Source organism: Hyphomicrobium sp., from assembly GCF_020852195.1.
Taxonomy (GTDB): domain Bacteria; phylum Pseudomonadota; class Alphaproteobacteria; order Rhizobiales; family Hyphomicrobiaceae; genus Hyphomicrobium_C.
The window spans coordinates 17681-43318 of record NZ_JADZBI010000043.1 but is presented as its reverse complement, the minus strand read 5'-3'; the positions used below and the strand labels follow the sequence as shown (position 1 = coordinate 43318).

The 25638-nt window shown below is 62.4% G+C and carries 23 protein-coding genes; 20 read left to right on the top strand and 3 right to left on the bottom strand.

Features of this window, described 5'->3' with window-relative positions:
• From IT540_RS03755 to IT540_RS03740, 4 genes are all read left to right on the top strand, one after another.
• A partial coding sequence (locus tag IT540_RS03755; RefSeq protein ID WP_291173472.1) for an RNA polymerase sigma factor occupies window positions 1-479 on the top strand: 479 nt, incomplete at its 5' end.
• Complete coding sequence (locus tag IT540_RS03750; RefSeq protein WP_291173469.1) at window positions 480-1301, top strand: hypothetical protein; 822 nt, start codon at window positions 480-482, stop codon at window positions 1299-1301.
• Window positions 1298-2752 (top strand): SLC13 family permease, encoded by a 1455-nt coding sequence (locus IT540_RS03745; RefSeq protein ID WP_291173466.1) that lies wholly within the window; start codon window positions 1298-1300, stop codon window positions 2750-2752. Before IT540_RS03750 ends, IT540_RS03745 begins: the two co-directional genes overlap by 4 nt.
• 27 nt (window positions 2753-2779) lie before the next feature.
• Window positions 2780-3979 carry a glycerate kinase gene (locus tag IT540_RS03740; protein ID WP_291173463.1) on the top strand — a complete coding sequence of 400 codons (1200 nt, stop codon included), beginning with the start codon at window positions 2780-2782 and terminating at the stop codon, window positions 3977-3979.
• A 68-nt stretch (window positions 3980-4047) separates the two neighbouring features.
• On the opposite strand, the gene IT540_RS03735 is transcribed toward IT540_RS03740, so the two are convergent.
• The 3 genes from IT540_RS03735 to IT540_RS03725 are packed head-to-tail and all read right to left on the bottom strand — an operon-like array spanning window position 4048 to window position 7069.
• Window positions 4048-5853, bottom strand: coding sequence for a S8 family serine peptidase (locus tag IT540_RS03735; protein WP_291173461.1), 1806 nt, complete (start codon window positions 5851-5853; stop codon window positions 4048-4050).
• Window positions 5854-5856: 3 nt separating this feature from the next.
• Entirely contained in the window at window positions 5857-6504 is a 648-nt protein-coding gene (locus IT540_RS03730) for a hypothetical protein (RefSeq protein ID WP_291173458.1), read from the bottom strand.
• A 1-nt stretch (window position 6505) separates the two neighbouring features.
• Window positions 6506-7069 (bottom strand): sigma-70 family RNA polymerase sigma factor, encoded by a 564-nt coding sequence (locus tag IT540_RS03725; RefSeq protein WP_291173455.1) that lies wholly within the window; start codon window positions 7067-7069, stop codon window positions 6506-6508.
• Window positions 7070-7256: 187 nt separating this feature from the next.
• Here IT540_RS03725 and IT540_RS03720 point away from each other — a divergent pair, with 187 nt between their 5' ends.
• From IT540_RS03720 to IT540_RS03645, 16 genes are all read left to right on the top strand, one after another.
• Window positions 7257-11615, top strand: coding sequence for a hypothetical protein (locus tag IT540_RS03720; protein WP_291173452.1), 4359 nt, complete (start codon window positions 7257-7259; stop codon window positions 11613-11615).
• A 342-nt stretch (window positions 11616-11957) separates the two neighbouring features.
• Window positions 11958-12602 (top strand): winged helix-turn-helix transcriptional regulator, encoded by a 645-nt coding sequence (locus IT540_RS03715; protein ID WP_291173450.1) that lies wholly within the window; start codon window positions 11958-11960, stop codon window positions 12600-12602.
• On the top strand, window positions 12595-13104 hold the full coding sequence (locus IT540_RS03710; RefSeq protein ID WP_291173446.1) for a transcription termination/antitermination NusG family protein: 510 nt from the start codon (window positions 12595-12597) through the stop codon (window positions 13102-13104). Before IT540_RS03715 ends, IT540_RS03710 begins: the two co-directional genes overlap by 8 nt.
• A gap of 96 nt (window positions 13105-13200) precedes the next feature.
• Window positions 13201-14265: a UDP-N-acetylglucosamine 4,6-dehydratase (inverting) gene (gene pseB, locus IT540_RS03705; RefSeq protein ID WP_291173443.1), complete on the top strand. Its 1065-nt coding sequence runs from the start codon at window positions 13201-13203 to the stop codon at window positions 14263-14265.
• Between the two features lie 15 nt (window positions 14266-14280).
• Window positions 14281-15462, top strand: a complete 1182-nt coding sequence (locus IT540_RS03700) for an N-acetyl sugar amidotransferase (RefSeq protein ID WP_291173441.1) — start codon at window positions 14281-14283, stop codon at window positions 15460-15462.
• A gap of 4 nt (window positions 15463-15466) precedes the next feature.
• On the top strand, window positions 15467-16081 hold the full coding sequence (gene hisH / locus IT540_RS03695; protein ID WP_291173439.1) for an imidazole glycerol phosphate synthase subunit HisH: 615 nt from the start codon (window positions 15467-15469) through the stop codon (window positions 16079-16081).
• A gap of 6 nt (window positions 16082-16087) precedes the next feature.
• Entirely contained in the window at window positions 16088-16843 is a 756-nt protein-coding gene (locus IT540_RS03690) for a HisA/HisF-related TIM barrel protein (RefSeq protein ID WP_291173438.1), read from the top strand.
• Window positions 16840-17406, top strand: coding sequence for a GNAT family protein (locus tag IT540_RS03685; RefSeq protein WP_291173435.1), 567 nt, complete (start codon window positions 16840-16842; stop codon window positions 17404-17406). Before IT540_RS03690 ends, IT540_RS03685 begins: the two co-directional genes overlap by 4 nt.
• 13 nt (window positions 17407-17419) lie before the next feature.
• A complete protein-coding gene (gene pseC / locus IT540_RS03680) occupies window positions 17420-18598 on the top strand; it encodes a UDP-4-amino-4,6-dideoxy-N-acetyl-beta-L-altrosamine transaminase (protein WP_291173432.1) in 1179 nt (392 codons plus the stop codon).
• Window positions 18599-18633: 35 nt separating this feature from the next.
• Window positions 18634-19524, top strand: a complete 891-nt coding sequence (locus tag IT540_RS03675; protein WP_291173429.1) for an aldo/keto reductase — start codon at window positions 18634-18636, stop codon at window positions 19522-19524.
• Window positions 19524-20291 carry a glycosyltransferase family protein gene (locus tag IT540_RS03670; RefSeq protein ID WP_291173426.1) on the top strand — a complete coding sequence of 256 codons (768 nt, stop codon included), beginning with the start codon at window positions 19524-19526 and terminating at the stop codon, window positions 20289-20291. Before IT540_RS03675 ends, IT540_RS03670 begins: the two co-directional genes overlap by 1 nt.
• 4 nt (window positions 20292-20295) lie before the next feature.
• Window positions 20296-21585, top strand: a complete 1290-nt coding sequence (locus IT540_RS03665; protein ID WP_291173424.1) for an aminotransferase class III-fold pyridoxal phosphate-dependent enzyme — start codon at window positions 20296-20298, stop codon at window positions 21583-21585.
• Window positions 21586-21591: 6 nt separating this feature from the next.
• Window positions 21592-22599 (top strand): UDP-2,4-diacetamido-2,4,6-trideoxy-beta-L-altropyranose hydrolase, encoded by a 1008-nt coding sequence (gene pseG, locus IT540_RS03660; RefSeq protein ID WP_291173422.1) that lies wholly within the window; start codon window positions 21592-21594, stop codon window positions 22597-22599.
• Window positions 22599-23276 carry a UDP-glucuronic acid dehydrogenase gene (locus IT540_RS03655; RefSeq protein ID WP_291173419.1) on the top strand — a complete coding sequence of 226 codons (678 nt, stop codon included), beginning with the start codon at window positions 22599-22601 and terminating at the stop codon, window positions 23274-23276. Before pseG ends, IT540_RS03655 begins: the two co-directional genes overlap by 1 nt.
• Window positions 23273-24325: a pseudaminic acid synthase gene (pseI, locus tag IT540_RS03650; protein WP_366029154.1), complete on the top strand. Its 1053-nt coding sequence runs from the start codon at window positions 23273-23275 to the stop codon at window positions 24323-24325. The genes IT540_RS03655 and pseI overlap by 4 nt, the downstream gene beginning before the upstream one ends.
• A 9-nt stretch (window positions 24326-24334) precedes the next feature.
• Window positions 24335-25615 (top strand): DegT/DnrJ/EryC1/StrS family aminotransferase, encoded by a 1281-nt coding sequence (locus IT540_RS03645; protein WP_291173416.1) that lies wholly within the window; start codon window positions 24335-24337, stop codon window positions 25613-25615.
• Window positions 25616-25638 lie beyond the last annotated feature (23 nt).

Below are 25638 nucleotides of genomic sequence, written 5' to 3'. Positions count from 1 at the left end.
GCTTCGCGCGGGGCCTCGCCGGCTCGCGCGATCTGGGCGACGACATCCTTCAGCAGGCCTGCGAGAAGGCTCTGGCGCGGCTTGACCAGTTCGAGAAAGGCACGCGCCTCGATCGATGGATGTTCCAGATCGTGAAGACGACACATATCGATCGCGTGAGGCAGGCGCAACGCCGCAGGCCTGCTGATTTCACGGATGATGTCGTGGCGATCGTTCCGGTCGATACGCGTATCGAGGAGCGAACCATAGCACGCCAGGAACTGGCGCGCGTGCGCGAGGCCATATCCGAGCTTCCTCAGGAGCAGCGCGAGGTTCTGATGCTCGTTGTTGCCGACGGCCTTTCCTATCAGGACGCTGCAGAGGTGATTGGAGTTCCGCAAGGCACCGTCATGAGCCGATTGGCACGGGCGCGGCGCAAGCTTGCCCGCGCGATCGAGGCCCCACGGCCCCTGGCCGCACGCGAAGGGAGGATTGGTTAGATGGCGCGCCTCACCGATGAGCAGTTGATGGCTTATGCCGATGGCGATCTTTTGGGCTCGGCGCCGGAAATCGTGGGTGGTGTACAGGCGGGGCTCTCAGTCGAGGAGCAAAGCGCGCTCGAGGATTTTCGACGCACGCGGGAGCTCGTGCGGCTCGCTTATGCGGATGACGCAGATCCGCCATCCCCGGCGCTTGTGGCGATGATTCTGGGCCGTCAGGGCGACGCCAAAGATCCGGTCTCCGCCCGAGGGACTACCGAGCGCTCGGCCCGCGTGTTCCCGACGAAGTTGAGGTCGGAGCTTCTGCGTCCGGGCACGCGCCTCGGTCTGGCGATGGCCGCGTGCCTGGCGGCTCTCTTTGCCGCTGTCTTCATCTGGTCGTTGCCGAGCGCACGGACGGACATCGCGCGGGCTCTCGTGCCGGGGCCGGTTGATGCCGGGAGCGAGCTTGCGAGCATTCTCGAGACCCGGAGATCCGGCGATCCTATTCCTGTCGGTCGAGCGTCGGATAGCAGGGAGCATCTCATGGTCGCCGGCACCTTTCGCGACCGCAACGCCCGTATCTGTCGGGAGTTCGAAGTGCTCGCTCCCGACCTCGTGCCGCGCATGGCGGCAGTGGCTTGCCGCTCGTCGGAGACCGGGATCTGGAGCGTGGAGGGCACGGCCACCATTGCGCACCAGGACAGTGGCGACGGATCGCGTTACACCCCAGCGGGCGCACCGGAACAGGAAGCGCTCAAGGCGCTGGTGTCGCTGCTCGGCGGCACGGACGTCGTGAAACCGGATGAAGAGCAGCAGCTCATCGACAGAGCCTGGAAATGACCACGGCCCTGGCGCATAGGGCTGCCGTGCGAAGCGTTGTTCCTTGGCTCGTGTTCGCGCTTGTCCTCACGGTCTCCTGGTCTGTGACGCGGGGCCTGGAGGTGCAGGAACGCCTTGTCCTTGTCATCTATGCGGGCGCGCTTGCGGCGTGGTGCCTCGCCCTGTCGGAAGACTGGATCACCGGGGCGCTTGCAGTCCTGATGTTGGCAGCCCTCGACGTCATTGCGATCAGGGAGATAGTGGCCGCGGCTCGCCACGATCTCGTCTGGCTGCTGATCGCGGCTTACGTCATCGCGTTCGCAATACGGCGCGCGGGGCTCTTCGAGGTGCTGAGCGCCTTCGCCTTGCGGCGCTCCATGCCGGTGTCGTCGCTCGCCTACCGCACTACAGCGCTCGTCATGGCCACGGCTTTCGTCTTCCCCGCGACGTCCGTACGGGCGGCCATACTGGTGCCCATCCATCGCATGCTCGCCAAAGCGGTAGATGACGAGCTCACGGACCGTGCGTTCGCCCTGCTCGTTCCAAGCGTCGTTCTCCTGTCGGCCGGCGGGGTGCTGACGGGTGCTGCGGCCCATGTTGTGGCGCTCGAGATCATCGAGAAATCCGGTGGTGGACGCATCGGCTACTTGGGTTGGATGTTGCCCGCGTTGCCGGTTGCACTCGCGACCAGCTTTGCGGCTGCGTGGCTCGTCATGCGACTCTTTCTGGACCACGATCGGCGTCGACGGCTCATTTGCGCGTCTTCCGGCACCCATGGGCGGCTTGGCGCGGTGCGTGTGGGAATGCTCTCGGTCGTTGCGGCGACGGTGGCGTTGTGGATGGCGAGCGGCTGGCTTGGAATTGGCCTCGCCGGGGTGGGACTCCTCTCGGCCTTTTGCCTCGTCCTGCTGACGTCGCGACTTCAACCGTTGGCCATTGGCGACATGGGCAGAGCGATCGACTGGAAGCTCCTCGTGCTTCTTGTCTCCACCGTCCTACTGGCCGATGCAATGGTCGCCTCCGGCGCTGCCGGAACGATCGGTGCAGGGCTCATGGCCGCCCTGCCGCATGCTGTCCTGGCGAGTGAAGCGGCCACCGTCGCGCTGATCGCATGCCTCTCCATGCTCGCGCATGTTGTCATTCCCTCCCGCAGCGCGCGCGCATCCGTCCTCATCACCGCGATCGCGGTCCCCCTGTCCCAGACCGGCTTCGACATCGTGCCGCTCGCGCTCGTCATCGCGCTCGGGACGGGGTTCTGCCAGTTGACGCCTTATGGCGCGAAGTCGCTGTTGATCTTCGCGAGCGGCACGGACTCTGGATCCTTCCGCAGCGATCTCGTGCGGCTCGGGGCGCCGCTGTTTTTGATCTCGTGGATCATTCTCGTCGGGTTCGCGCTCGTCCTGTGGCCGGCGATCGGAATGTTCTCAGCAGCCGGTGGGAATGAAGTGGGCGGCTCGGCGTTCAATCCCTGATCCGGTGGCCGGCAGGGAGAGAGCGGCATGGCACTCAACATTCTCGTTGCGCCGAGCGGTTTCAAGGAAGGTCTCGACGCACCCCGCGTGGCCGCCGCGATCGCGCGCGGAGCGGCCCGCGCGCTTCCCTCTGCGCGCATCGACGTGTTGCCGCTCATGGACGGAGGGGAAGGGTTCACGCGCGCTCTCGTCAAAACGACCAACGGATTGCTGCACCGCGTGCAGACCACGGATCCGCTCGGGCGGGCGATCGAGGCGGAGATCGGGTTGCTCGGACAAGCAACGAAGTCGACGGCGGTTATCGAGATCGCGGCTGCGGCGGGCTTGCTACTCGTCGCGCCGGCCGAACGCGACCTCGCACGCGCTTCTAGCGCTGGCGTCGGGCGGCTCATCCGCCAAGCGCTCGACTTGGGGGCGAGGCGAATTCTCGTCGGCTGCGGCGACAGCGGCGTCAACGATGGCGGTGCGGGACTTGTGCGCATGCTCGGCGCCCGTCTTCTCGATCACGATGGCCATGAGCTTGGCGAGGGCGCCTTGCCACTCAGGAAACTGGCCCGGATCGATGTCTCGGATCTCGACCCGAGGCTCGCTGCATGCGAGATCGAGGTCGCAGTCAACTGGAAGAACGTGCTCACTGGACCGCGAGGCGTCTCGCGGATCTATGGGCCGCAGAAGGGCGCATCCCCAGAGCTGGTCGAGCAGTTGGACGATACGCTGTGCGTGTTTGCGCGGCGCGTATATGAGGCCACGGGCCGGGATGTTGCCGCCTTGCCGGGAGCTGGTGCCTCCGGGGGCATCGGCGCCGCGCTGGCGGGCCTTTGTGGTGCGACACTCATCCCGCGGTTCGAAGTGGTGCGGCGCTACCTCCCCTTCGATGAGAAGTTGGCAGGAGCCGACCTTCTCATCACAGCCGAGGGCGGTGTCGATGCGCAGAGCGCGCGCGGGAAGATTCCGGCCGAGGTTGCCTCCCGCGCGCGCGCGCTCGGTATTCCGGTCATCCTCCTGGCCGGCAGCATCGGAGACGGCGTCGAGGCGCTGCACGCTGTCGGCGTTTCGGCCTGCTTCTGCATTGCTCAAGGCCCGATGAGCCTGGCGCAGTCCATGCAGAACGCGGAACGCCTGCTGGAAGCCACTGCCGCTCAAGCCGTGCGGAGCTTCCATGCCGGATTTTGCTTTCGCACGGGTCTAAATCTCGCAAGAGATCCGAGCATCAGCTCGGCCGCTTAGATCCGGGCCACAGCCGTCGTTGTCGCAAGGGGCTCGGTGCGAGCCGGCCTGTGGTCAGGTAGAAGCGATCACTCAAGTCCGGCACGGGTTTCCAGATTCTCCAACGCGCGCAGAGCGTCGATGTGGCCGGCGCCGAATATCGCGGGATCCGCAGCGTTAGGTTTGCGCGCGGTCTTCGTCAGGATCGTACGCACTGCGGCTGGCGACGCGTCGGGATCGCGCTCAAGGATCAGCGCGACGATGCCGGTGACATGGGCTGCTGCCATCGACGTGCCGGACGAGAAGTCGTAGACCGCACCGGGCGCAGGCGCGAGGATATCGACGCCGGGTGCAGCAATAGCAATGTGCCCACCGTGCGTGGCCGCGGAATAGATCTGCTCGCGGTCGTCTGTGGCGGTGACCGCAATGACATCCGGAAACGCGCCGGGATAGGCCGGCGGCGCGTTCGGACCGCCGTTGCCGGCGGCGGCGACGAATATGGCCCCTTTCCTTGCAGCCGCGGCGATGACTTTGCCGAGCAACTCATCCCGCGGTCCGGCGAAGCTCATGTTGAAGACGCGCGCCCCGGCGGCAAACGCCCAGTCGATGGCGCGGACTAGGGCCAGCGACGTCGATTGTGGCGGACCGGATTCGCCGCCGGCGAATGCGCGAACCGACAGCACGCGCGCTTCGGGGGCGATGCCTTGCAGGCTGAGGCGCGCGGATATGAGGCCGGTAATCGCCGTGCCGTGAGGCTCGGCCCGTGGGGCTCCCTCGCGCAACGAGTCGAAGCGGTTGGCGATCGCACCGGCGATCTCCGGATGCGTTTCGTCGATGCCGGTGTCTATGACCGCCAGTTTGACGCCGCGTCCTCTGGCGATGGCATGCGCCTCGGGTATGCGCATCTTGGCCGGCGCGTACTGGAGACGATGCTTGACGCCGGCGATATGCATCTCGCTCGCCTCGAAGCGATAGTTGGGTTGCGCGGCCTGGATGCTGCTGTCGCCCGCAAGCGCGGCGAGGACCTGCTCGAGCGGGCGGTTGTCGACGAGGGTGAGGCGCACGAGCGTGGCATCGATCAAGGGGATGGGCAACGAGTCGACGGCGACGAGACTGTGCCGGCGCATAAGATCCGTTGTCCTCGCCTGGGCGTCGGCCGTGGGGAGCAGAACCAGGATCTCGCGCGGTCGATGCGGCCGGTTTGCGGTCAAGGCGAGGATCGACGGCGGGACGCTCGGCGGCGGCGTTGCGGTCTTGGGCGGCGCAGTGGGCGGTGCGATGGACGGCGGCGACGATGGCGGCACGACGGCGACACAGTGCTTGCCTCGCCGTTCGTAGCCCATGCGGCAGGCTTCCTCGGGAAATGTCACGACAGGCGGAACCGGAACTGCGCCGCATTTGCCCCGCCGCAGGACCTGGCCCTTCGGGCACGGCTGTGGCGTGACGATCTCTATGCAGCGCTTGCCGAGACGCTTATGGCCCTTCGGGCATGGCTCGACGATCCCACCAGGATTGGCGACATCGTCCGGAGTCTTGACGCAGGCTCCGTGACGACGCACGCGGCCCGGTGGGCAGACCTGCGGCGTGCCCACCTCGACGCAACGCTTGCCGCGGCGCTTGTGGCCCTTTGGGCAGGGCAAAGTGATGTTTCCGGGAATGACGACGCGGTCCGGCAGCTTGGCGCAGTGGCCCTTGAGGCGGATGCGTCCGGGTGGACAGAGCTTCGGGCCGACGTTGATGCAAAGACGGCCGATCGCCTTGCGGCCGGGTCCGCAGTGGCCGGCGAGCTTCCCGGCTTCGACATCACGCAACGGGAATTGCGCGTTGGCGGCAGACATCGGCAACGCAAGGAAAGCGAACAGCAGCGCGGCTGCAGCGGCGACCCGAGTCCGCATGGCTCAGCGTCCCGGCAGGACGGACGCCACGATCGGCGATGTCTTGAGTTTGTCCGCGAGCGTGGCCGCGTCGGCCTGCGATTCACTGCGCACGCGGTAGAGACCGGCGCGCGGACCATCGACGACGGTCAGTCCGTTCTCTTTGAGGAAGTGCGAGACGTCAGCCATGGTCGCCTCCGGGGCAAAGCCGATGAGCAGTTCGGCGGGGGACGAGCGTGCGGCACCGCCGTCTGGACCAGTCGCGGTCTGATATACGGCGTCGGGCATCATGAAAACTGTTCCCAAGGTAACAGCCTGCAGCATCAGCAGCGCGATAAGACCGGCGGCTGCATAGGCGAGTTGATGCGGCGCGAGCGAGCTGAGCCAGCGGGCCAGCCGCTCGATGAGGCCGGGCTTCGCCGCCGATGCGCGTCGATACTGCGGAGCGGATGCGATGGAAGCCATCAGGCGTTCGAGTGCTGCAGGGTCCGGTGGGGCAATCGCATCGCTGGCGGCAATGGACGCCTCCGCTTCCTCCCTGGCGAGCGCAAGCCCCCTGGCTGCGTCCGGATGCGCATCGAGATACGCTTCGACGCGCGCACGCTCCGCCGGCGCAAGACGGCCAGTCACGTACCACGGCAACAGTGCCTCAATGTCGTCGCGCTCCGTCATGTCACGGCCATCCTCTGTCGACGCCGCGCGCGGCGAGGAGCTCCGACAGCTTCTTGCGGGCATGGAACATGCGCGTTTTGACCGTGCCCTCTGGAATGCCGAGGATCTCCGCGGCTTCCGCGACCGAGCGCTCCTGATAGTAGACGAGGTCAACGATCGTGCGGTGCTCACTCGAAAGCGCGTCCATGCACTGGCGGATCAGCCGTCCCTTGTCCTCCTTCTGCGCGACGATGTCGGGCGTATCGGCGAGGTCCGCAACGTCGGCCGCGGCATCGAGCAGTGCCGTTGCCGCCTGGCGCTTGCGCATGCGGCTCGCCGCCTTGTTGTGGGCGATGGAGAGCAGCCACGTCAGCGGCGCGGAGCGGCCTTCGTAGCGGCTGGCGCCCTGCCAGGCGGCAAGAAAGACCTCGTTCATGATGTCCTCGGCCATACCCTCGTTTCCCGTCATGCGCACGAGGAAGCGGTAGATGCGCATGTGGTGACGGCCATAGATATCCTTCAGCGCCTCCCGGTCGCCGCGCGCAATCCGTTCGATCAAGACGCGGTCATCGCCGGGAGAAGTCATGTCGCCGACACCAGCCGTAACTGTTGGTCGCGAGGAGACCGCGAGACGGTTCAATCCCGCCGCGGTGCCGGAAGCATAGCCTATTCGCGCGTCAATGAACCGATTTTGAACCGGTCGCCGGCTCGCGGCGACTGACCTGCCGAGGTGGTGCATGTCGCGCCACGTCTCCCATGCTGGAGAACCGGTCATGCTTCGTTGGAAATATGGTCCCGCAACGTTGGTCCTCGGCGCGCTGTTCTGGGTTGGAACCTTGCACTCCACCCGCGCCGAGGATACGGCATTGATCCGGGGCGATGCCGTCGTGACCGGTTTCTCTGGCGTGCGGACGGCCGACACCGCGCCGTCCGCAGACGCGATCGACGAGACGTTCATCGACCTTGACGGCGCCTCGGTGAAGGTGTTGCCCTTGGATGCGGGCGCGCCGCCTTCGGGGCAAGTGCTCTCCGTCGCACCGCGCCTCGAGGTGAAGGCGCGCGACGTCGGGCAGGTGTTCGCGGTCGGCCTCGACGACGGCCTGAAGCCCGATCCTACGGTGGGCGTTCCGAACATCTATCTCGGCGCCACGTCCGCCTATGGATTGCAGATCGTCATCCCCGATGCCGACGGCGATGGGCACCCGGAGCGCGTGAAGGAAGGGCATCCCAACGCGGAATGGATGGCGGGCCAGTTCGGTCCCGGCGGCGGGCCTGGAAGCATCTGGAAGGTTGACGGCGCGACGCGCACCGTCTCGCTGTTCGCCACCGTTCCGGGCAACAGCGGTCCCGGCCTCGGCGACATCGCCTTCGACCAGGCCTCGCTGCATTTCTTCGTGTCCGATCTCGATACGGGCCTGATCCATCGCATCGATTCGGCCGGCAACCTGGTCGACACCTTCGACCACGGCATCGCGGGCCGCGAGAAGGCCGGCCTCTCTGCCGTCGCCGACGATGGCAGCAAGGCGGACATCAAGGAGCCCGCGTTCGACAGCATGTATCCCGCGACCTGGGGCTTTACCCAACCCGAGCGACGCGTATGGGGTCTCGCCGTGGACGGCGGTCGTCTCTACTATGCGGTTGCGGGCGGCCCCGAGGTCTGGTCGGTATCCATCGGGCTCGATGGCGCCTTCGGCAGCGACGCGCGCCGCGAGTTCGAGATGTCCGGCACGCCGGGCAACCATCCCATCTCCGATATCGCATTCGACGGCCAGGGCATGATGTATGTCGCGCAGCGCGGCGTCGTGCGCGGCAGCTACGACTATGCCGCCTTCTCCGCGGAGAAGGCGTCCGTGGTGTTCCGCTACCGGCGCGAGATCCCCGACGATCCGGCGACGCCCGGTTCCTGGGTTCCGGTGCCGGACGAGTTCGCCGTCGGTTTCCCGCCCGATCACCGCAACACGGCAGGCGGCGTGGCGCTCGGCTACGGCTACGACGAGAGCGGCCGCATGCGTACCGGCACATGCGGCGCGACGCTATGGGCGACCGGCGACAACCTGCGCGTCAGCGACACCAACGCCGCCGAGCTCGAAGCCGGCGGCGGCGCGATCGTGCATGGCCTGCAGGGCACGGATCGCCTGCTCGTGCGCCCGGACCACGAGCCGCCGATGAAATCGTATTTCGTCGACTACGACGGCGGCTTCGAGGATCCGCAGAAGATCGGCCACGTGGGCGACGTCGAGATCTGGCAGCCATGCGACAAGGCGAGCTTCGGCTACGGTCCCGACTACGCGCCGATGCCGTACCTGCCACCTGACTATGTGCCACCGAGCTCCTATCCACCCGGCTACGTCCCTTCGGGAGAGCCGCCGGTTGGCTGGGGCTGGGACTTCAATCTCCGCGTCGACAAGGCCGCAGTGCCGTTCGCCTGCACGCCGGGTGGCGCCGGGTTCCTGTGCTCGTATACCGTGCGCGTCACGAATACTGGGTCCGACCCCTACATCGGCCCCGTAACTCTCCAGGACACGCTGCCGGCCGCGCCGGCCGGAGCGTCGATGTCGTTCAACGAGCCGCCCTGGGCGTGCATCCCGGGAACTCCGACGGACTATAGCTGTACCTACCCGATGGCCGTGCTCTGGCCGGGCACCTCGATCGATCTCAAGGTCGAGGTCGACACGCCGGCCCCGGCGCCCGTGTGCTCGCTCGACAACCTAGTCCACATCAAGTGGCCGTGGGGCTTCGGCGATAGCAATCCGGGCGACGATTTCGCGGGCGCCACGGCCGGGATTCCGGCGGCCCACTGCCCGCCGGTCGCGGGCGAAAAGGCCAATCTCAAGATCGAGAAGTACCCCATCGCCGGGCAGACCATCTGCTGGGACATGCTTGGCCATTTCGAATGCCCCTTCGGCGTCCGCGTAACCAACACCGGCCCTGGCATCTACAACGGCAAGATCAAGTTCGACGAGATCGTCCCTAATGGCGCGACGGTCTCCTCGGGTGCGGTCAATTGCTCGGGCGCGGCACCCGTCGCGTGCGAAACCGGGCCCCTCGTCCTGAGCATGAACCAGGGCACCGCCGTGGTCATCAAGGTCAGGGTGCCGAAAAACCTCGCCGATGACCTGTCCTGCAAGGTCGTCAACAAGGTCAAGATCACCGACGCACCCGGGGGATCGGATCAAAATTCCGATGCAACGGACGACGAGGCGCAGGCCGAGATGATCCTTCCCGGCACCGAGCAGCAGTGCCCGGATCTCAAGCTCAGCAACCTCAAGATCAAGAAGGTCGAAGCCACCGGGGCCTACTGCCCGCCCGTCGGCGGCAATTGGGAATGCAAGTTCAAGATCACGGTGCAGAACTTCGGCAAGGCCATGCACAACGACGTAAGGTTCATCGACGCGCTGCCGCCTGGTGCGCCCGCGGGAACGACCGCGTCGTTCCAGACGCCGCTCAATTGGCAGTGCAATCTCGCGTTCTTCCCGCTGTACGTTTGCCAGACCGGCAACGCGCAGCTCGAGCACCTCGAAAAGGTCGACATCCTCGCAACCGTAAAGGTTCCGATCCACCCGACCACCAAGTGCTCCATCAAGAACACGGCTCAGATCATCGCGCCGGCCGCGCCCGCCGCACAAAACACCTTCGGCGGTGACGACCAATCGGACGCGACGGCGTACTTCGAGACGATCAGCCCGATGGGCGGCGATCCGTTCTGCGCCCACCCGCCCGGTCCGCCACCCAGCCCGGTCAAGACGGAAGCCAACTTGTCGATCAGCAAAACCGCCGGTGCGAGCACCGTGACGGCTGCCGGCCAGACCACGCCGTTCGTCATCACGGTCACCAACACCGGTCCTGGCGTCTATGCCGGTCCGATCGTCGTGCGCGAGACGCTGCCCGGCGAGCCGGAGAACGCCAGCTGGTCGGATCCGTGGGTCTGCGAAGGCCAGACGATGGCCGGTCAGCCCAACGATGCGCTGTGCACGCACCCCGCCGTGGCGCTCGACCCGGGCGACAGCGTGACGCTCAACCTCGACGTGGAGATGCCGAACAGCCTCATCGCGCCATCGGGATCTCAAGTGACCTGCGGCTACACCAACAAGGTGGCCATCGAGGCAGCCGCCGGCGGCACGCCGCAGAACACCAACGCGGGCGACGACACGGCCACCGCCGACGTCCACTTCGCGCCGTTCGAGACGCATGGCCAGAAGTTCTGCGGTATCGGCGATTTCACGCCGCCGCCGCCTCCGCCGCCGACCTGCCCGCAAGGCTGGTCCAGCACACCGGTCGCCGGCAAGTGCTGCCCGCCGCGCACCGCGTGGGACGGCAAGCGGTGCGTGCGCGACCTGCCTCCGGGCACGTGCAAGCCGAAGACGTGCAGCCGCCATCAGGTGTGGGACGTCGGGGTCTGCCGCTGCGTCGACCTGCAATGCCCGAACGGCACGGTCGGGACTTACCCCAACTGCAAGCCGACGCGGTGCCCTGACGGCTACCGTGGCACGCCACCCAACTGCGAACGGATCGTTATCGTCGATCCGCCGCCACGGTGTCCGCCGAACTCGGACGAGCGGTTCCGCTTCCCCGACTGCCGCTGCAAGCCAGGACTCGTCGGGAAGCCGCCGAACTGCAGGCTCGACCCGCCGAAGTGCACGCGGAAGTCCTGCGGCCGCAACGCGACCTGGGATAGTGCATCGTGCAGTTGTGTCCCCAAACAGTGCCCGGAGGGCACGGTCGGCAAGTATCCGAACTGCAGGCAGGTGCCGACGACGTGCGGCCCGGGCTTCCGCGGTACGCCGCCCAACTGCACGAAGATCATCGTCGAGCCGACGAAGTGCCCAGAGGGCTACACAGGCCGGCCGCCCAAGTGCAAGAAGGATCCGCCGCCGAAGTGCCCGAAGGGTTTCGCCGGCACGCCGCCCAACTGCAAACGGGTCGTCGTCGATCCGCCGCGCACGTGCCCGCCGGGCATGGTCGGCAAGCCGCCGAACTGCCGGAAGAAGCCTGAGCCGCCGAAGCGCTGTCCGTCGGGCTTCACCGGCACGCCGCCGAAGTGCAAGTTGATCCGGGTGCCGAAGGTCAAGCCGCTGCAGCTCAAGGCACCGCAGATCAAGTCGCTGCCTGGGACCAGCAGACCGGTGCGTTGACGCTGTAGGGCAAGGTCAGAAACAGGCAGCGCCGTGTGAGCGGCGCTGTCTCCCAACGGTCTGCCCTCTGGAGGCGACCAACATTTCACGAGATCTTGCCCGTCCCGTACCGCCCCGTATGGAGAGTGCGGCTTGCGCAACTCTATGAAATATCAACGTCAAATCTCATTTAACCCCGCCACGGCCAAGTCTCTCTCCATAATGTCAGATGGCGTTGCAATTGCGCCATCAAGCGGAGTTATACCCACCAGCCGGAGCCCACGCGCTTGACCGACCTGCCCCAAAAGCGCTAGTTCATAGCCCGTGTTCACGACGTGAACACGCATGGTGGGGTGGCATTTCATGAGTACACCACGCAATAGCACAGTCGAACGCCGGGAGCAGGCGGAAGACGCAATTGTCCTCGGCCTTCTTGATGCCGTCGAACACAATGCCACGGTTACCCAACGTCATTTGGCTCACGAGCTCGGCATCGCGCTGGGGCTTGCCAACACCTATCTCAGGCGCTGCATCCGCAAAGGGCTGCTCAAGGCCACAGAGATTCCCACCCGCCGTTATGCCTATTACGTGACGCCTCAGGGCTTTGCGGAAAAGTCCCGTCTGACGGCGCGCTATCTGTCCGCTTCCTTCGATTTCATGCGCCGGGCGCGTGCCGAGGTGGGCGAGCTTTTTGCCGAAGGCGTGCAGCGCGGCGAGGATCGCTTCGTTCTTGTTGGCCCCGGTGACCTCGCCGATGTGGCGCTGCTGGTTGCTCCGCGTGCGCAGGCCCGGATCGTCGCGACGTTTCCCGGTGCGCGTGACAAGGCTGCCCTTGCCGCGGCGCTGGGCGGTGTCGCCTTCGATCGTGTCATGATCACTGCGACGGAGCATCCGCAAGACGTCTTCAACGCGGCTGTCGCCGCATTCGGTGCGCAGAAGGTTTGTGCTCCCAAGCTGCTGCGCGTCCGCGCCGCCCGGTCATCCTCCGGCGGAGGCGCCAATGAGTGACGGCAAGCGCTGGTACGTCGTCGTGACGCAGCCTCATGGCGAGGCCCGAGCTGAGGAGAATCTTCGCCGCCAGGGCTTCTCGGTCTATCTGCCGCGCTACCGGCGCACCCGCCGCCATGCGCGCAAGACGGAAACTGTCACGCGCCCCCTCTTTCCCCGTTATCTCTTTGTCGCCCTCGATCTCGCGCGCGACCGCTGGCGCGTGGTGCAGTCGACCTTCGGGGTGCAGGGTCTCATCACTGCTGCCGGCGACAAGCCGCGCGAGGTTCCTTCGACGGTGCTCGACGCCATTCGCGAGCGCGAGGGGGAGGACGGCTTCGTCCAGATGTGCGCGCCGGCGTTGCCGAAGGGCGCGAAGATCAGGGTTCTGGATGGGATCTTCGTAGATTCCATCGGTGTTTTCGAGTGCGTTGCCGACCGGCAGCGCGTAGCAGTTCTCTTGCAGTTGCTGGGCCGAGAGGTGATGGCACTGCTGCCGAGCGAAAGCATCGAGGCGGCCTGAGCCGCGTTGCGTTCGTCGGCTGCCCTTCGGGTGATCGTTTCACCCGAAGTGCGGTAGCGTGCCGAAATTTATCGTGTTCTGGATCACCGATCATTCATGACATCATTTCTCGACCGCACGTTTGACCGCCCGGCGTTCGACCCGGACGAACAGTCCATCATGGTTACGGGAGGCACCGGCTCGTTCGGACGTGCCTTCGTGCGCAAGCTCCTTTCCATGCCGAAGCCGCCTCGCCGTCTGGTCGTATTCTCGCGCGATGAGCAGAAGCAGGATACGATGGCGCGGGAGCTGCGCAGCGCGTTCTCCGAGGATCTGTTCGGGCGACTGCGCTTCTTCATCGGTGACGTGCGCGATGTTGCGCGCCTCGAGCTTGCGATGCGCGATGTGCAAGTGGTCGTCCATGCTGCCGCGCTGAAAATCGTGCCGACGGCCGAATACAATCCTTTCGAGTGCATTCTCACCAACGTGCACGGGGCCGAGAACATCGTGAAGGCTTCGCTGCGATCGGGCGTGGCCAAGGTGGTCGCGCTCTCGACCGACAAAGCCGCCAATCCTGTCAACCTCTATGGTGCCTCGAAACTTGCGGCCGACAAGATCATGGTAGCAGCGAACAACCTTTCGGGCGACGATGGGGCGCGCTACTCTGTCGTACGTTACGGCAACGTCATCGGCTCGCGCGGATCTGTGGTTCCGCTTTTTCAGGACATGCTGAGCAGCGGCGCCAAGAGCCTGCCCATCACCGATCCGCGGATGACGCGGTTTTGGATTACCTTGCAGCAGGGTGTTGCTTTCGTCCTCTCCTCGCTGGAGATGATGCGGGGTGGCGAGATCTTTGTGCCCAAGATTCCGTCGATGAAGATGACCGATCTCGCCGAAGCGATCGCGTCGGGCATACCCTATGACGTGATCGGCATCCGGCCGGGGGAAAAGCTGCATGAAGTGATGATCACCGAGGACGACGCGCGCGTGACGATAGAGTTGCCGGATCGCTATGTAATTTGTCCGGGGTTTTCGGTGCTGAGCTGGAATAGAGCGCATCTTGATACTCTCGGCGCCGTCCCGGTTTCAGAAGGCTTCCGTTATTCTTCGGATGCCAACATCGAATGGCTTAGCGCCGCCGGCCTTAGTACGCTTATCAGTAGTGCAGGCGCTACGGATTAGGCTCTGGAGTCTCGCATGAAGTCCTGTTCGAGATGCGTAATGCCGGAAACGGCAGAAACGCTCGGCTTTAACGACAAGGGCGTCTGCTCCGTCTGCCAGCAAGTCGAGTTCAAGCAAACTGCGATCGATTGGGCTGCGAAGGCCGTTGAGTTCGATTCGATCCTCGATTCCGTTCGGGGGAAGTACGCTTACGATTGCATCGTTCCGTTCTCTGGCGGAAAAGATTCCACGTTCACCCTTTGGCACTTGGTAAAGAAGAAAAAGTTGAAGCCGCTGGTCGTGCGCTTCGATCACGGCTTCATGCGTCCGACTTTGCTGGAGAACAATCATCGGACTTTCCGTACGCTCGGTGTTGATGTTCTGAGCTTCACCCCCAATTGGCAGATTGTGCGCAAGCTGATGCTGGAAGCATTGCGCCGCCGCGGCGATTTCTGTTGGCATTGTCACACCGGCATATTCGCCTATCCGATGTGGATCGCGGTCGAGAAGAAAGTTCCATTGGTGATTTGGGGCGAGCCGAGTTCTGAGTATTCCTCCTTTTACGGCTATGAGGAAGAGGAGGAGGTTGACGAGCGTCGTTTCAATACCATCGCCAATCTCGGCATTAACGCCGAGGACATGCTCGGAATGCTGGACAATAGCGTCAGCGACTACCCTGTGACGGCGCGGGATCTCAAACCCTACACATATCCACCTCTGGAGGAATTGCGGCAATTGCGGTTACGCTCCGTCTGCCTCGGTTCTTATATCCCCTGGGACGTCAAGGAGCAGGTGGCAATCATCAAGTCCGAGCTGGGCTGGAAAGGCGATGAAGTCGAAGGCGTGCCGCCGGAATATGACTACGAGAAGATCGAATGCTTCATGCAGGGCGTGCGTGACTACATCAAGTTCCTCAAGCGTGGTTTCGGCCGGACAACGCATCTAGCTTCGATCGATATTAGAAACGGCCGGCTGACGCGCGAGGAGGGAGAGGCACTGGTTGAACAGTACGACGGCAGGCGGCCGAATTCACTGGAACTGTTTCTGCAGTATGTCGACTTGACCGAGTCAGAATTCATGGAAGCGATCCGTCCCCATGTGGTGCCCCCACACCAGATGCCTGACCTAAATTGGGCTGGATCCCACAAGATGAATCATAAGCCGTGGGATTTCGAGCAATGGTCGTCGATTGTGGGCGATCGGTCGATCGATAAATAATCGAATGAACGTTACCATCGTCGACTACGGCGCCGGGAACTTGCGTTCAGTGTATCAAGCTTTCTTTCTGGCAGGCGCGGATCCGGTCACCTCGAACGATCCCGATGTGGTGCGACGGGCTGAACGCGTGGTGTTGCCTGGCGTTGGCGCGGCTGGCGCCGCGCTCGAAGCGTTACGGGCACGCGACCTCGATGCGGCGTTGGATGATGTCCGCCACGTGGGACGACCTATACTCGGAATTTGCCTTGGGCTGCAGATGATGGCCGATGAGGTCCAGGAATTCGGTACCCATCGTGGGCTTGGCTGGATGCGCGGCAAGGTCGCCAGGATTCCGTCGGATGGCAACATCCGGGTGCCACACATGGGTTGGTCGCCGGTAGATGTTACCGAGCGGGGGCACGACCTCATCGGTTCGTCTGCGAAGGACCGCAACTTCTATTTCTGCCATTCGAATCGACTTTATGCGGATCGTGATGTGGCGGCTGCGACGGTGGCCTACGGAGAGCCGTTTACAGTTGCGGTACAGTTTGAAAGTATATTTGCCGTGCAGTTCCATCCCGAAAAGAGTCAGCTAGCGGGGCAGCGTTTCATCAAACGTTTCCTCGATTGGGCGCCGTGATGCCACATGCCGGCGAACCGGATTATTCCCACCTTGCTCCTGCGGAATGGCCGTTTGGTAAAAGGCGTGCGATTCTCTGATCACCGCGATGCGGGTGCGCCGGCGACAACCAGTCGTGCGCATAGCGCACAAGGTGCCGATGAGATCGTGGTCGTCGACATCGATGCTTCGCGCGAGGGGCGCCAGCCGCACTTCGCAGTTCTTGAGGCGATTTCCAAAGAAGTGCAGGTGCCGGTCACTTTCGGTGGAGGGATTGCCAGCGTGGCGCTTGCGCGCCGAGCCCTCGAAAGCGGAGCGGATAAAATCGCTCTCACGACGACCGCGCTTGATCGACCGGATCTGATTGATGACGCGGCCCATGCGTTCGGTGCGCAGGCCGTGGTTCTAGGACTCGACCTAGTGTGGAGAGATGGCGTCTTGAGGCTTTACGATCATCGCCTCCGAGGAACTGTCGATCGGCCGAACCCGGTTGAGTGGGTGAAGGAAGCCGTGTCGCGCGGCGTGGGCGAAATTCGGGTGATGGCCGTGGATCGTGAGGGCGTCCGTGAAGGGTTTGATGTGCCGCTGTATGCGTCGATCCGCGAGCTCACCGATGTGCCGATCATCCTTGAAGGTGGTGCAGGCAACCTCACGCACATTGCGGAAGCAATGAAAGCCGGGGTGGATTCGGTTGGGTTGGGTACGTTGCTCGTATTTTCCGACAACAACCTGGTAAAGGTGCGTCGCTTCTTGGAAGGCGCCGGCCTTCCCATGCGGCCATGATCTTGCATCAGCAACTGCGAACGCAGCAATTGTTTCTGTCGTCATTGACGGCATCGCATGCTGGTGGGCCGTATTTGGCTTGGATGAATGATCCGGATGTTACTCGCTATACCGAGTCTTCCGGCCGGCGCTTCGATCGCGCTGACCTCGAGACGTTCATCGTCCAGTGCAACGAGGATCCGGTCGTGCTTTTGCTTGGGATGTTCGATCTCGATGACAGCCGGCATGTCGGGAACATCAAGCTGGGTCCCCTCGAGATGCGGCATCGACGTGCCGATGTCGGTTTGATTGTTGGCGACAGGTCGAAGTGGGGGCGAGGATTTGCAAAGGAAGCGATCTCGGCAGTCACCTCCTATGCATTCTGTGAGCTTGGAATCGAGAAGCTGACGGCTGGTTGCTATGCTCGGAATATTGGGTCGGCAAGAGCCTTTCTTGGTGCTGGTTGGCATGAGGAAGGATGCCGCTATCGACATGGCGTGGTTGATGGCCGGCGCGAGGATGTGATTCAGATCGCGCGCTTTAGCGACGGTAGTGTTCCTTACGAAACCGAACACCTCCTGTAGCGATGGTGCAGCTTTGAGCGCAGCGAAGTTCATTCCATACGGTCGCCAGTCGATCGATGCCGAAGATATTGCGGCGGTTGTTGCGGCGCTGCAGAGCGATTATCTCACCACCGGTCCGATGGTGGAGGCGTTCGAGCAGGCCTTTGCGCATGCAACGGGTGCGGAACATGCCGTGTCGTGCAACAGCGGTACGGCGGCTTTGCATCTTGCGGCACTCGCGTTTGACCTCCAGCCAGGCGATGCCGTCGTTGTTCCTACCCTTACCTTCCTTGCGACCGCGAATGTCGTCAGAATGTGTGGAGCCGACGTGGTGTTTTCCGACGTTGACCCGCATACAGGCTTGGTCACTGCGACGGCTCTCGAAGAGGCGCTGGCTCGCGTGCCTGCCGGCAAGTCGGTGCGCGCCGCTTTTCCTGTGCACCTCAATGGTCAGGTCTGCGACATGGAGGCCCTCTCGCGGGTCGCTGTCGAGGCCGGGATCGAGATGGTGGAGGATGCCTGTCATGCGCTCGGTGCACCGGGCATCGGCGCAACGAAATATTCGCAGATGGCATGTTTTTCCACGCACGCAGTCAAAGCCGTCGCGACGGGTGAGGGCGGCGTGGTCACCACCGCGGACGCTGAACGCGCACGCCGTATGAGATCGCTACGCTCGCACGGCATACTGCGAGATCCCGACCGTTTTCGCCAGTGCGAGCTCGCATTCAATCGAGGTACCTGGAATCCTTGGTACTATGAGATGCAGGAGATCGGGTGGAACTACCGCATGCCCGATATTCTTTGCGCGCTAGGCATGAGTCAGCTCAAGAAACTCGACGAGTTCTCTCGGCGGCGGCGCGAGATTGCGGCGCTCTATGACGAGCTTCTACGCCCACTCTTCCCGGCGATTCAGTCTGTCCCGCATGGCCAAGATGGTCATGGGTGGCATCTCTATGCGGTGCTCGTGGATTTTGCTGGCTTTGGCATCAGCAGGGGTGGGGCGATGGAGAGGCTTCGCGCGGCCGGTGTTGGAACGCAGGTTCACTACCTTCCCGTTCATCGCCAGCCTTACTATCGCGGGCTCTATGGCGATCTTCATCTGCCCGGAGCAGACAGCTACTATGAACGATGCCTGTCGCTCCCATTCTTCCCCGCTATGTCGAACGACGACGTAAAGAGGGTTGTGACTGCCCTGCGCGAGCTGGCCGGATAGCAATGGAGCGTGCGAACAGATCTTGCGGACCGGCCGTGCCCAAGCTTGCTCTTGGGACCGTCCAGTTCGGTTTGGCCTATGGCTTATCCCGGCCTGACGCGCCGGTCTCTCTCGCCAAGATTCGCGAGATTCTGCGCACGGCGTGGGAGGCTGAGGTCGACATGCTCGACACCGCTCCTGTGTACGGCGATGCGGAAAAGCGAATTGGAGCATCACGCCCTGCAGCAGCGCAGTTTTCGGTGGTCTCCAAAGTTGCCAGGTTCGCGGTCGACGAAATAAGCGCGGCCGATATCGCGCAGTTCCAGTCCTGCGTTCGGCGGTCTCTCGAACAACTTGGTACAGATAGGCTCTACGCGCTTCTTGTTCACAGCCCGGATGATCTTCTCAAGCCCGGTGCCAGCGATCTCGTGCGGGCACTGGTTGATCTAAAAAGCGCGGGCTTGACCGAACGTATCGGTGTTTCGGTCTACGATCGCGATATGCTCGATGCCGTCGCGGGTATATTGCCCTACGATCTCGTGCAGCTACCGCTTAACGTGCTGGATCAGCGCTTGGCGCGCGATGGTACGATCCGTTCGCTCGCCGCGCGCGGTATCGAGGTTCACGTTCGCTCGGTCTTTCTTCAGGGGGTGTTGTTGCTGTGGCCCGACGCGTTGCCTCCACGCCTGGCAGGAGCGAGAGAGCAGGTACTCAAGTTTTGGAGGGTTGCGGATGAAGCGGGACTTAGCCCTCCGGCTGCTGCCCTTTCCTATGTTGTGCACCAGGAGGGCGTATCGCGCATCGTGATTGGTGTCGATGATGTCGCGAGCCTTACAGAGAATCTCGAAGCCATGCGAGTTGCGACGAGCAGGCCCATGCCTGCGGCGCTGAACGACCTTGGGTTGGATGACCTCGATGTCGTCGACCCGCGCAGATGGGTTGATTGATGACAGATCGCGTTGTCGCGATTGTGCAGGCACGCACATCGTCCAGCCGCCTGCCGGGCAAGGTGCTGAAAGACCTGATTGGCGTTCCAATGATCGTCCAGCAGCTTGACCGGCTCGGCAGGACGCGCCTTGTGGATCGCTTGGTTGTGGCGACGAGCGACGACCCCTCCGACGACGAGTTGGTCGGGTTGCTCGTGGCGCGGGCACAGGATGTTGTCCGCGGTGCACTCGATGACGTTCTGGGGCGCTTTACCGAAGCTATGCGCACATTTCCGTCGGAACATGTCGTTCGTCTGACTGCCGATTGCCCGCTTGCCGATCCCGATGTCGTCGACGCTGTCGTCGCCTATCACCTTCTTGGAGGATCCGCCATCACGACCAACTCTGTCGAGAGCCGCATGCCCGATGGGCTCGATGTCGAGGTCATCCGGTCCAGTGCGTTGCTAACGGCGGCAGAGGAGGCCACGAAGCTCTTCGAGCGCGAGCACGTCACCCAGTTCCTCTACAGGCGTCCTGACCGATTTGGAGTTTGCCATTTTCCTGTGCTCGAGGATCTTGGGCATTTGCGCTGGACTGTCGATGAGCCGGCCGACCTGGACTTCGTTCGAGCCGTGTATTCGAAGCTCTATCCTGCAAACCCGCAATTCGGGTTTCGCGATGTTCTTCGGCTACTCGAGAGGGAGCCGGAGCTTGCGCGGATCAATTCCGGTATTGCTCGGAACGAGGGCCTTGCGTGCTCTCTTGAGAGAGAGCAGACGCGGGATTGACGTGATGTCCCTACGCTATCGCAATTCCGAGGAAATGCTTCGCCGCGCTTGGCGCACTGTGCCGTTGGGCGCCCAGACGTTCTCCAAGAGCATCACGCAGTTTCCCTTGGGCGTGTCGCCTTATTTTGTCGAGCGCGCCGCCGGATCGAAGCTCTGGGACGTTGATGGCAACGAATATGTCGACTTCATCAACGCCCTGTGTTCAGTAACGCTCGGTTACTGCGATCCTGATGTAGATGCTGCTGTCGCGGAGCAATTGGGCCGAGGGTCGATCTTCTCGCTCAGTCATGAGCTCGAGGCGACTGTCGCCGAAAAGATCGTCGATCTGGTTCCGTCCGCCGAAATGGTTCGTTTTGGAAAGAACGGATCCGATGCGACGGCAGGTGCCGTGCGTGTTGCTCGCGCTGCCACCGGTCGCGATCATATCCTAGTCTGCGGCTATCACGGCTGGCAGGATTGGTACATCGGTTCGACGACCAGAGATAGAGGCGTTCCGGCGGCGGTAAGCGCGCTGACGCACAAGTTTCCTTACAACGATCTCCCCGCATTGGAGGCAATGCTTGCCCAATTGAAAGGGCAAGTCGCGGGCATCATTCTTGAGCCGATGAACGTAGATCCGCCCAAGCCCGGCTATCTCGAAGCGTTGAGAGAACTCGCCACCCGAGAGAATATCGTGCTGGTCTTTGATGAGACGATCACGGGGTTTCGCTATGCGAATGGTGGCGCGCAGGAGCTTTTCGGCGTTACTCCCGACCTGACCACGCTCGGAAAGGGTTTGGCAAACGGGTTCCCGCTATCGGCGGTCTGCGGGCGCGCCGATCTGATGATGGAGATGGAGGAGGTCTTCTTCTCTTTCACGATGGGTGGCGAGACGATCTCACTTGCCGCTGCCTCCGCCGCTCTGGACAAGGTGAAAAGGCAGCCCGTCGTCTTGACAATGCGGCGTCATGGGGAAGCGCTCAAAGCCGGTCTGCAGGTTCTTGTCGACAAGCATGACGCTGGAGACTTCTGCCGGCTCGCGGGGGATCCCACTTGGTCATTCTTCTTGTTTTCCGATGCCCCAACGGCAAGTGCCTTTGAACTCAAGACTCTCATGCTTCAGGAGTTCTTCGCGCGGGGCGTGCTCACGTTGGGAACGCACAATATGAGCTACTCGCATAGCGAGGACGACGTTGCGCGAGTTCTCACCGTCTACGATGACGTGCTGCCCCTCCTGCGACGGGCTGCGCATGACGGTGCGCTTCGCAAACTTCTCGAGTGTGAACCGCTGGTTCCTCTGTTCAAGGTGCGCTGAGCGACGATGCAAGGGAACGCGATATTCCGTTGCGATGCCAGCCCGACGATTGGCGGCGGGCATGTGATGCGTTCAGTTGCATTGGCAGAAAGATTCCATGACCGTGGTTGGACGGTTGCATTCTTGGTGAAACCCGAAACTGTGCGTTATGTTCCCATCGGCAGCTTTCGCGACTTCATCGTCCTGGAAGCTTCTGAAGACATCCTGCATCAGGTCGCACAGATCAAGATGGTCCTGGGTGCAGTGGATATCGTCGTGATCGACTCGTACGAGCTCGACCGCGAGTATGAAGCGGTGCTGCGAGACTTGGGCGGTCGTATCCTGGTGGTCGACGATATCGAAACGCGAGAGCATGATTGCGATTGGTTGCTTGATGCGTCCCAAGATAGAGATTCGCAGAAGTATAAGGGACTCGTGCCAGACGGATGTATCCGCCTGTTCGGTCCCGACTACGTCTGTATTCGCGCCGATATTAAGATACACCGATCCCGTCTGGCGAAGGTGACAAACGGCGCCGAACACGCGATCTTTGTCTCGTTTGGTGCGAGCGATAGCGGTGGTGGAACGCAGTTAGCACTTGATGCTTTCGGGGAACTCTCTCCGCCCCCTGCATTGAGCGTCGCAACGAGCGGTGCCAATCCGATTGTGGCGAGCCTTCGCAATCGGCCGAATGTCCGCCTATTTGTCGACACTGCCGATATCGGCGGTGCGATGGCAGCTAGTAGCATCGGTGTAGGAGCTGCTGGCGTGGCGGCGTGGGAGCGCTGCTTTCTCGGCGTGCCCTCGATCATTTTGTCGACGGCCGAGAACCAGGTTTCGATTGCCAACACGATCGCCCGCGCAGGAGCTGCGCTTTATCTCGGAGCTGTGGCCGACTGCGCTCCCAAACTCCTTGCTTCAGAGATTCGTCGCCTTCTTGATAGCCCAGAGTTGCGGGAGACAATGCGGGAGAATGCTCTCCGCCTTGTGGATGGCTTAGGAGCTGACCGGATCATTGATGCGGTAATAGTGTGATGGACACGGCTTGGTGGCGCAAGCCGCGCGTTGTAAGCGTGGTGGTCGATAATGATAGTTGGGTGTTGCCTTTCGCGGAGCGTCTGGTTGCAAGAGTCTCGTCTGCTGGTGACGATGCGCGGCTCGTACGTACACACGCCGATATCGCTTCGGGTGGGGTCGCCTTTTTCCTTGGTTGCACGAAAATCGCTAAACCAGAGACGCTTGCTCGCAACCACAAGAACCTCATTGTGCACGCGAGCGACTTGCCGGAAGGGCGGGGGTTCTCGCCTATGACGTGGCAGATCCTCGAAGGCAAGGACCAGATTCCCGTTTGTCTTCTAGAAGCGGCGCTCGGGGTTGATTCGGGACCGGTGGTCGCGAAAGCTTGGGTCAGTTACGAGGGGCACGAGTTGAATGACGAGCTGCGGGCCCCGTTGGGGGATATACATATAGCGCTTTGCGAGCGCTATCTCGCGGCCGAGTTGCCGCCGGAGGGTGAAGAGCAGAAAGGTATCGTAACGACTTACGCTCGGCGACGGGCGGAAGACAGCAGGCTTGATCCGCACAAGTCGTTAGCGGTTCAGTTCAATCTCCTGCGGGTCGTAGATAATGATCGGTATCCTGCATTTTTTGAGCTACGCGGCCATCTCTACACGCTGCGTATCGAAAAGCAGAAGATCCAAGAGGAGTCATGATGCGTCCGACCATTGAGATAGCCGGTCGCAGGATTGGTGGTGGGAATGCGCCCTACGTCATTGCGGAACTCTCCGGAAATCACAATGGTAACATCGATTGCGCTCTGCGACTGATCCAGGCCGCCAAAGAAGCGTGTGTCGACGCGGTTAAGCTGCAGACCTATACAGCGGACACCATCACCATCGACCATGATGGACCGGAGTTTCTGGTCAAGGGTGGATTGTGGGGTGGACGTAAGCTCTATGATCTTTATCGGGAGGCTCATACACCCTGGGAGTGGCATGAGGCCCTCTTTGCCAAGGGCCGTGAGCTCGGCATCACGGTTTTCTCCACGCCTTTCGATTCTACTGCCGTGGACTTTCTCGAGGATCTTGGTGCGCCCGCATATAAAATCGCATCATTCGAAGTGGTCGATTTGCCATTGATTCGCCGTGTGGCGGCGACGCGCAGGCCGATTATTATGTCAACCGGTCTTGCAGACTTTGCGGAGATCGCAGAAGCAGTTGATGCGGCGCGAGAGGCTGGCTGTTCTGAGCTGGCGCTGTTGCACTGTGTAAGCGCCTATCCAGCTCCTCCTGAGGACATGAACCTAAAGACAATTTCTCATCTTGCTTCCGCGTTTGATGTGGTGACCGGGCTCTCGGATCACACGCTTGGAACTGTGGTTGCAACGACCGCGATTGGGGCTGGCGCGGCGATTATCGAGAAGCATGTTACGCTTCGGCGCGCCGAAGGGGGTCCGGATGCTGCCTTCTCGCTCGAACCGCACGAGCTCGAGCGTTTCGTTAAGGAGGCCCGGATCGCGCATTCTGCGCTCGGACAGGCATCCTATGCGCGAGAGCCATCAGAGCGGGATAGTCTAGTGTTTCGCAGATCACTCTACGCCGTCAGCGATATTGCTGCAGGCGAGGTTCTGACAACGCGGAACGTTAGGAGCATCCGCCCCGGCTACGGTCTTCCTCCCAAGATGCTGCCGGACCTGCTCGGAAGGCGGGCTGCACGCGAGATCAGACGCGGAACCCCACTTTCCCTGGACCTCATTCGCTAAGGCTGTTGCATGTCAACGCTTGCGCTTCTCGGCGGCTCGCCTTGTGTCCGTGGACCCCTGCCTCCTTTCCGAACCATCGGCGATCGTGAGCGTGTCCTCGTCAACGAGGTTCTCGATGGTGGACTGCTGTCGGGTTTCTACGGTTCCTGGAGCCCCGAGTTTTTTGGCGGCCCGTTCATTCAGAGGTTCGAGGCGGAATGGTCCGCAGCGTTTGGTGTCAAACATTCGGTCAGCGTGAACTCGAACACGACGGGCTTGCTCGCAGCGGCCGGAGCCATCGGTCTGTCGCCCGGCGACGAAGTGATCGTTCCGCCCTACACCATGTCGGCCACTGCCATCGCGCCTCTCTTCTATGGAGGCATTCCGGTATTCGTGGATATCGAGGCCGATACGTTCTGCCTGGATCCCGCGAAGGTCGAAGAGGCCATCGGGCCGCGCACCAAGGCCATATTCGCAACCAATCTGTTTGGGCATCCAGCACAATTGGCGGAACTTCGCAAGCTGGCGGACCGTCATCATCTTTTTCTCGTCGAGGACAATGCTCAGGGTCCGTTCGCCGAGGAAAACGGCTGCTATGCCGGCACGATCGGCCATATCGGCGTATTCAGCCTGAACGTGCACAAACATATACAGGCTGGTGAAGGTGGCGTGTGCACGACCGATGACGATGTCCTGGCGATGAAGATGCGTGCAATTCGCAATCATGGCGAGAATGTTGTTACCGCGGCGGGCTTGAGCGACATCGTCAACACCATCGGGCTCAATCTTCGGATGTCCGAGCTCACGGCAGCCGTCGGGATTGCGCAGCTCGAGAAAGGCCGGGACATCGTTGCAGACCGCATTGTGATAGCGGAACAACTGAGCAAGGCCGTCGCTGGCCTGCCTGGGCTTCGCGCTCCGATTGTCCGGTCGCAATGCAGGCATGTGTACTACGTCTGGCCTCTGCTTGTAAGCCCGGCCGACTTGGGCATAAGCCGATCTACGTTCGTCAAAGCGTTGTTTGCCGAGGGGGTGCCGGTTATGGAGGGATACGTCGCCCCGCTTTACCGCCTGCCGGCATTCCGTCATCGACTGGGTATTGGGCGTGACGGCTTCCCATTCGCGCTCACAAATCGTCGGTATGACGATGTTGTCTGCCCGATTGTCGAGCGTATGCACGAGGACACGCTGATCGCCTACGAGATCTGCGGATTTTCTCCGGCATCTGCGCAACTGCAGCAGATGGGCGACGCCTTTTCGAAGGTGATTACGAATCTCGGTGCGTTGCAAACCTTCGAGAGAGCGGCGTGAGCAGAGTCGGTGAGAGGCCTCGC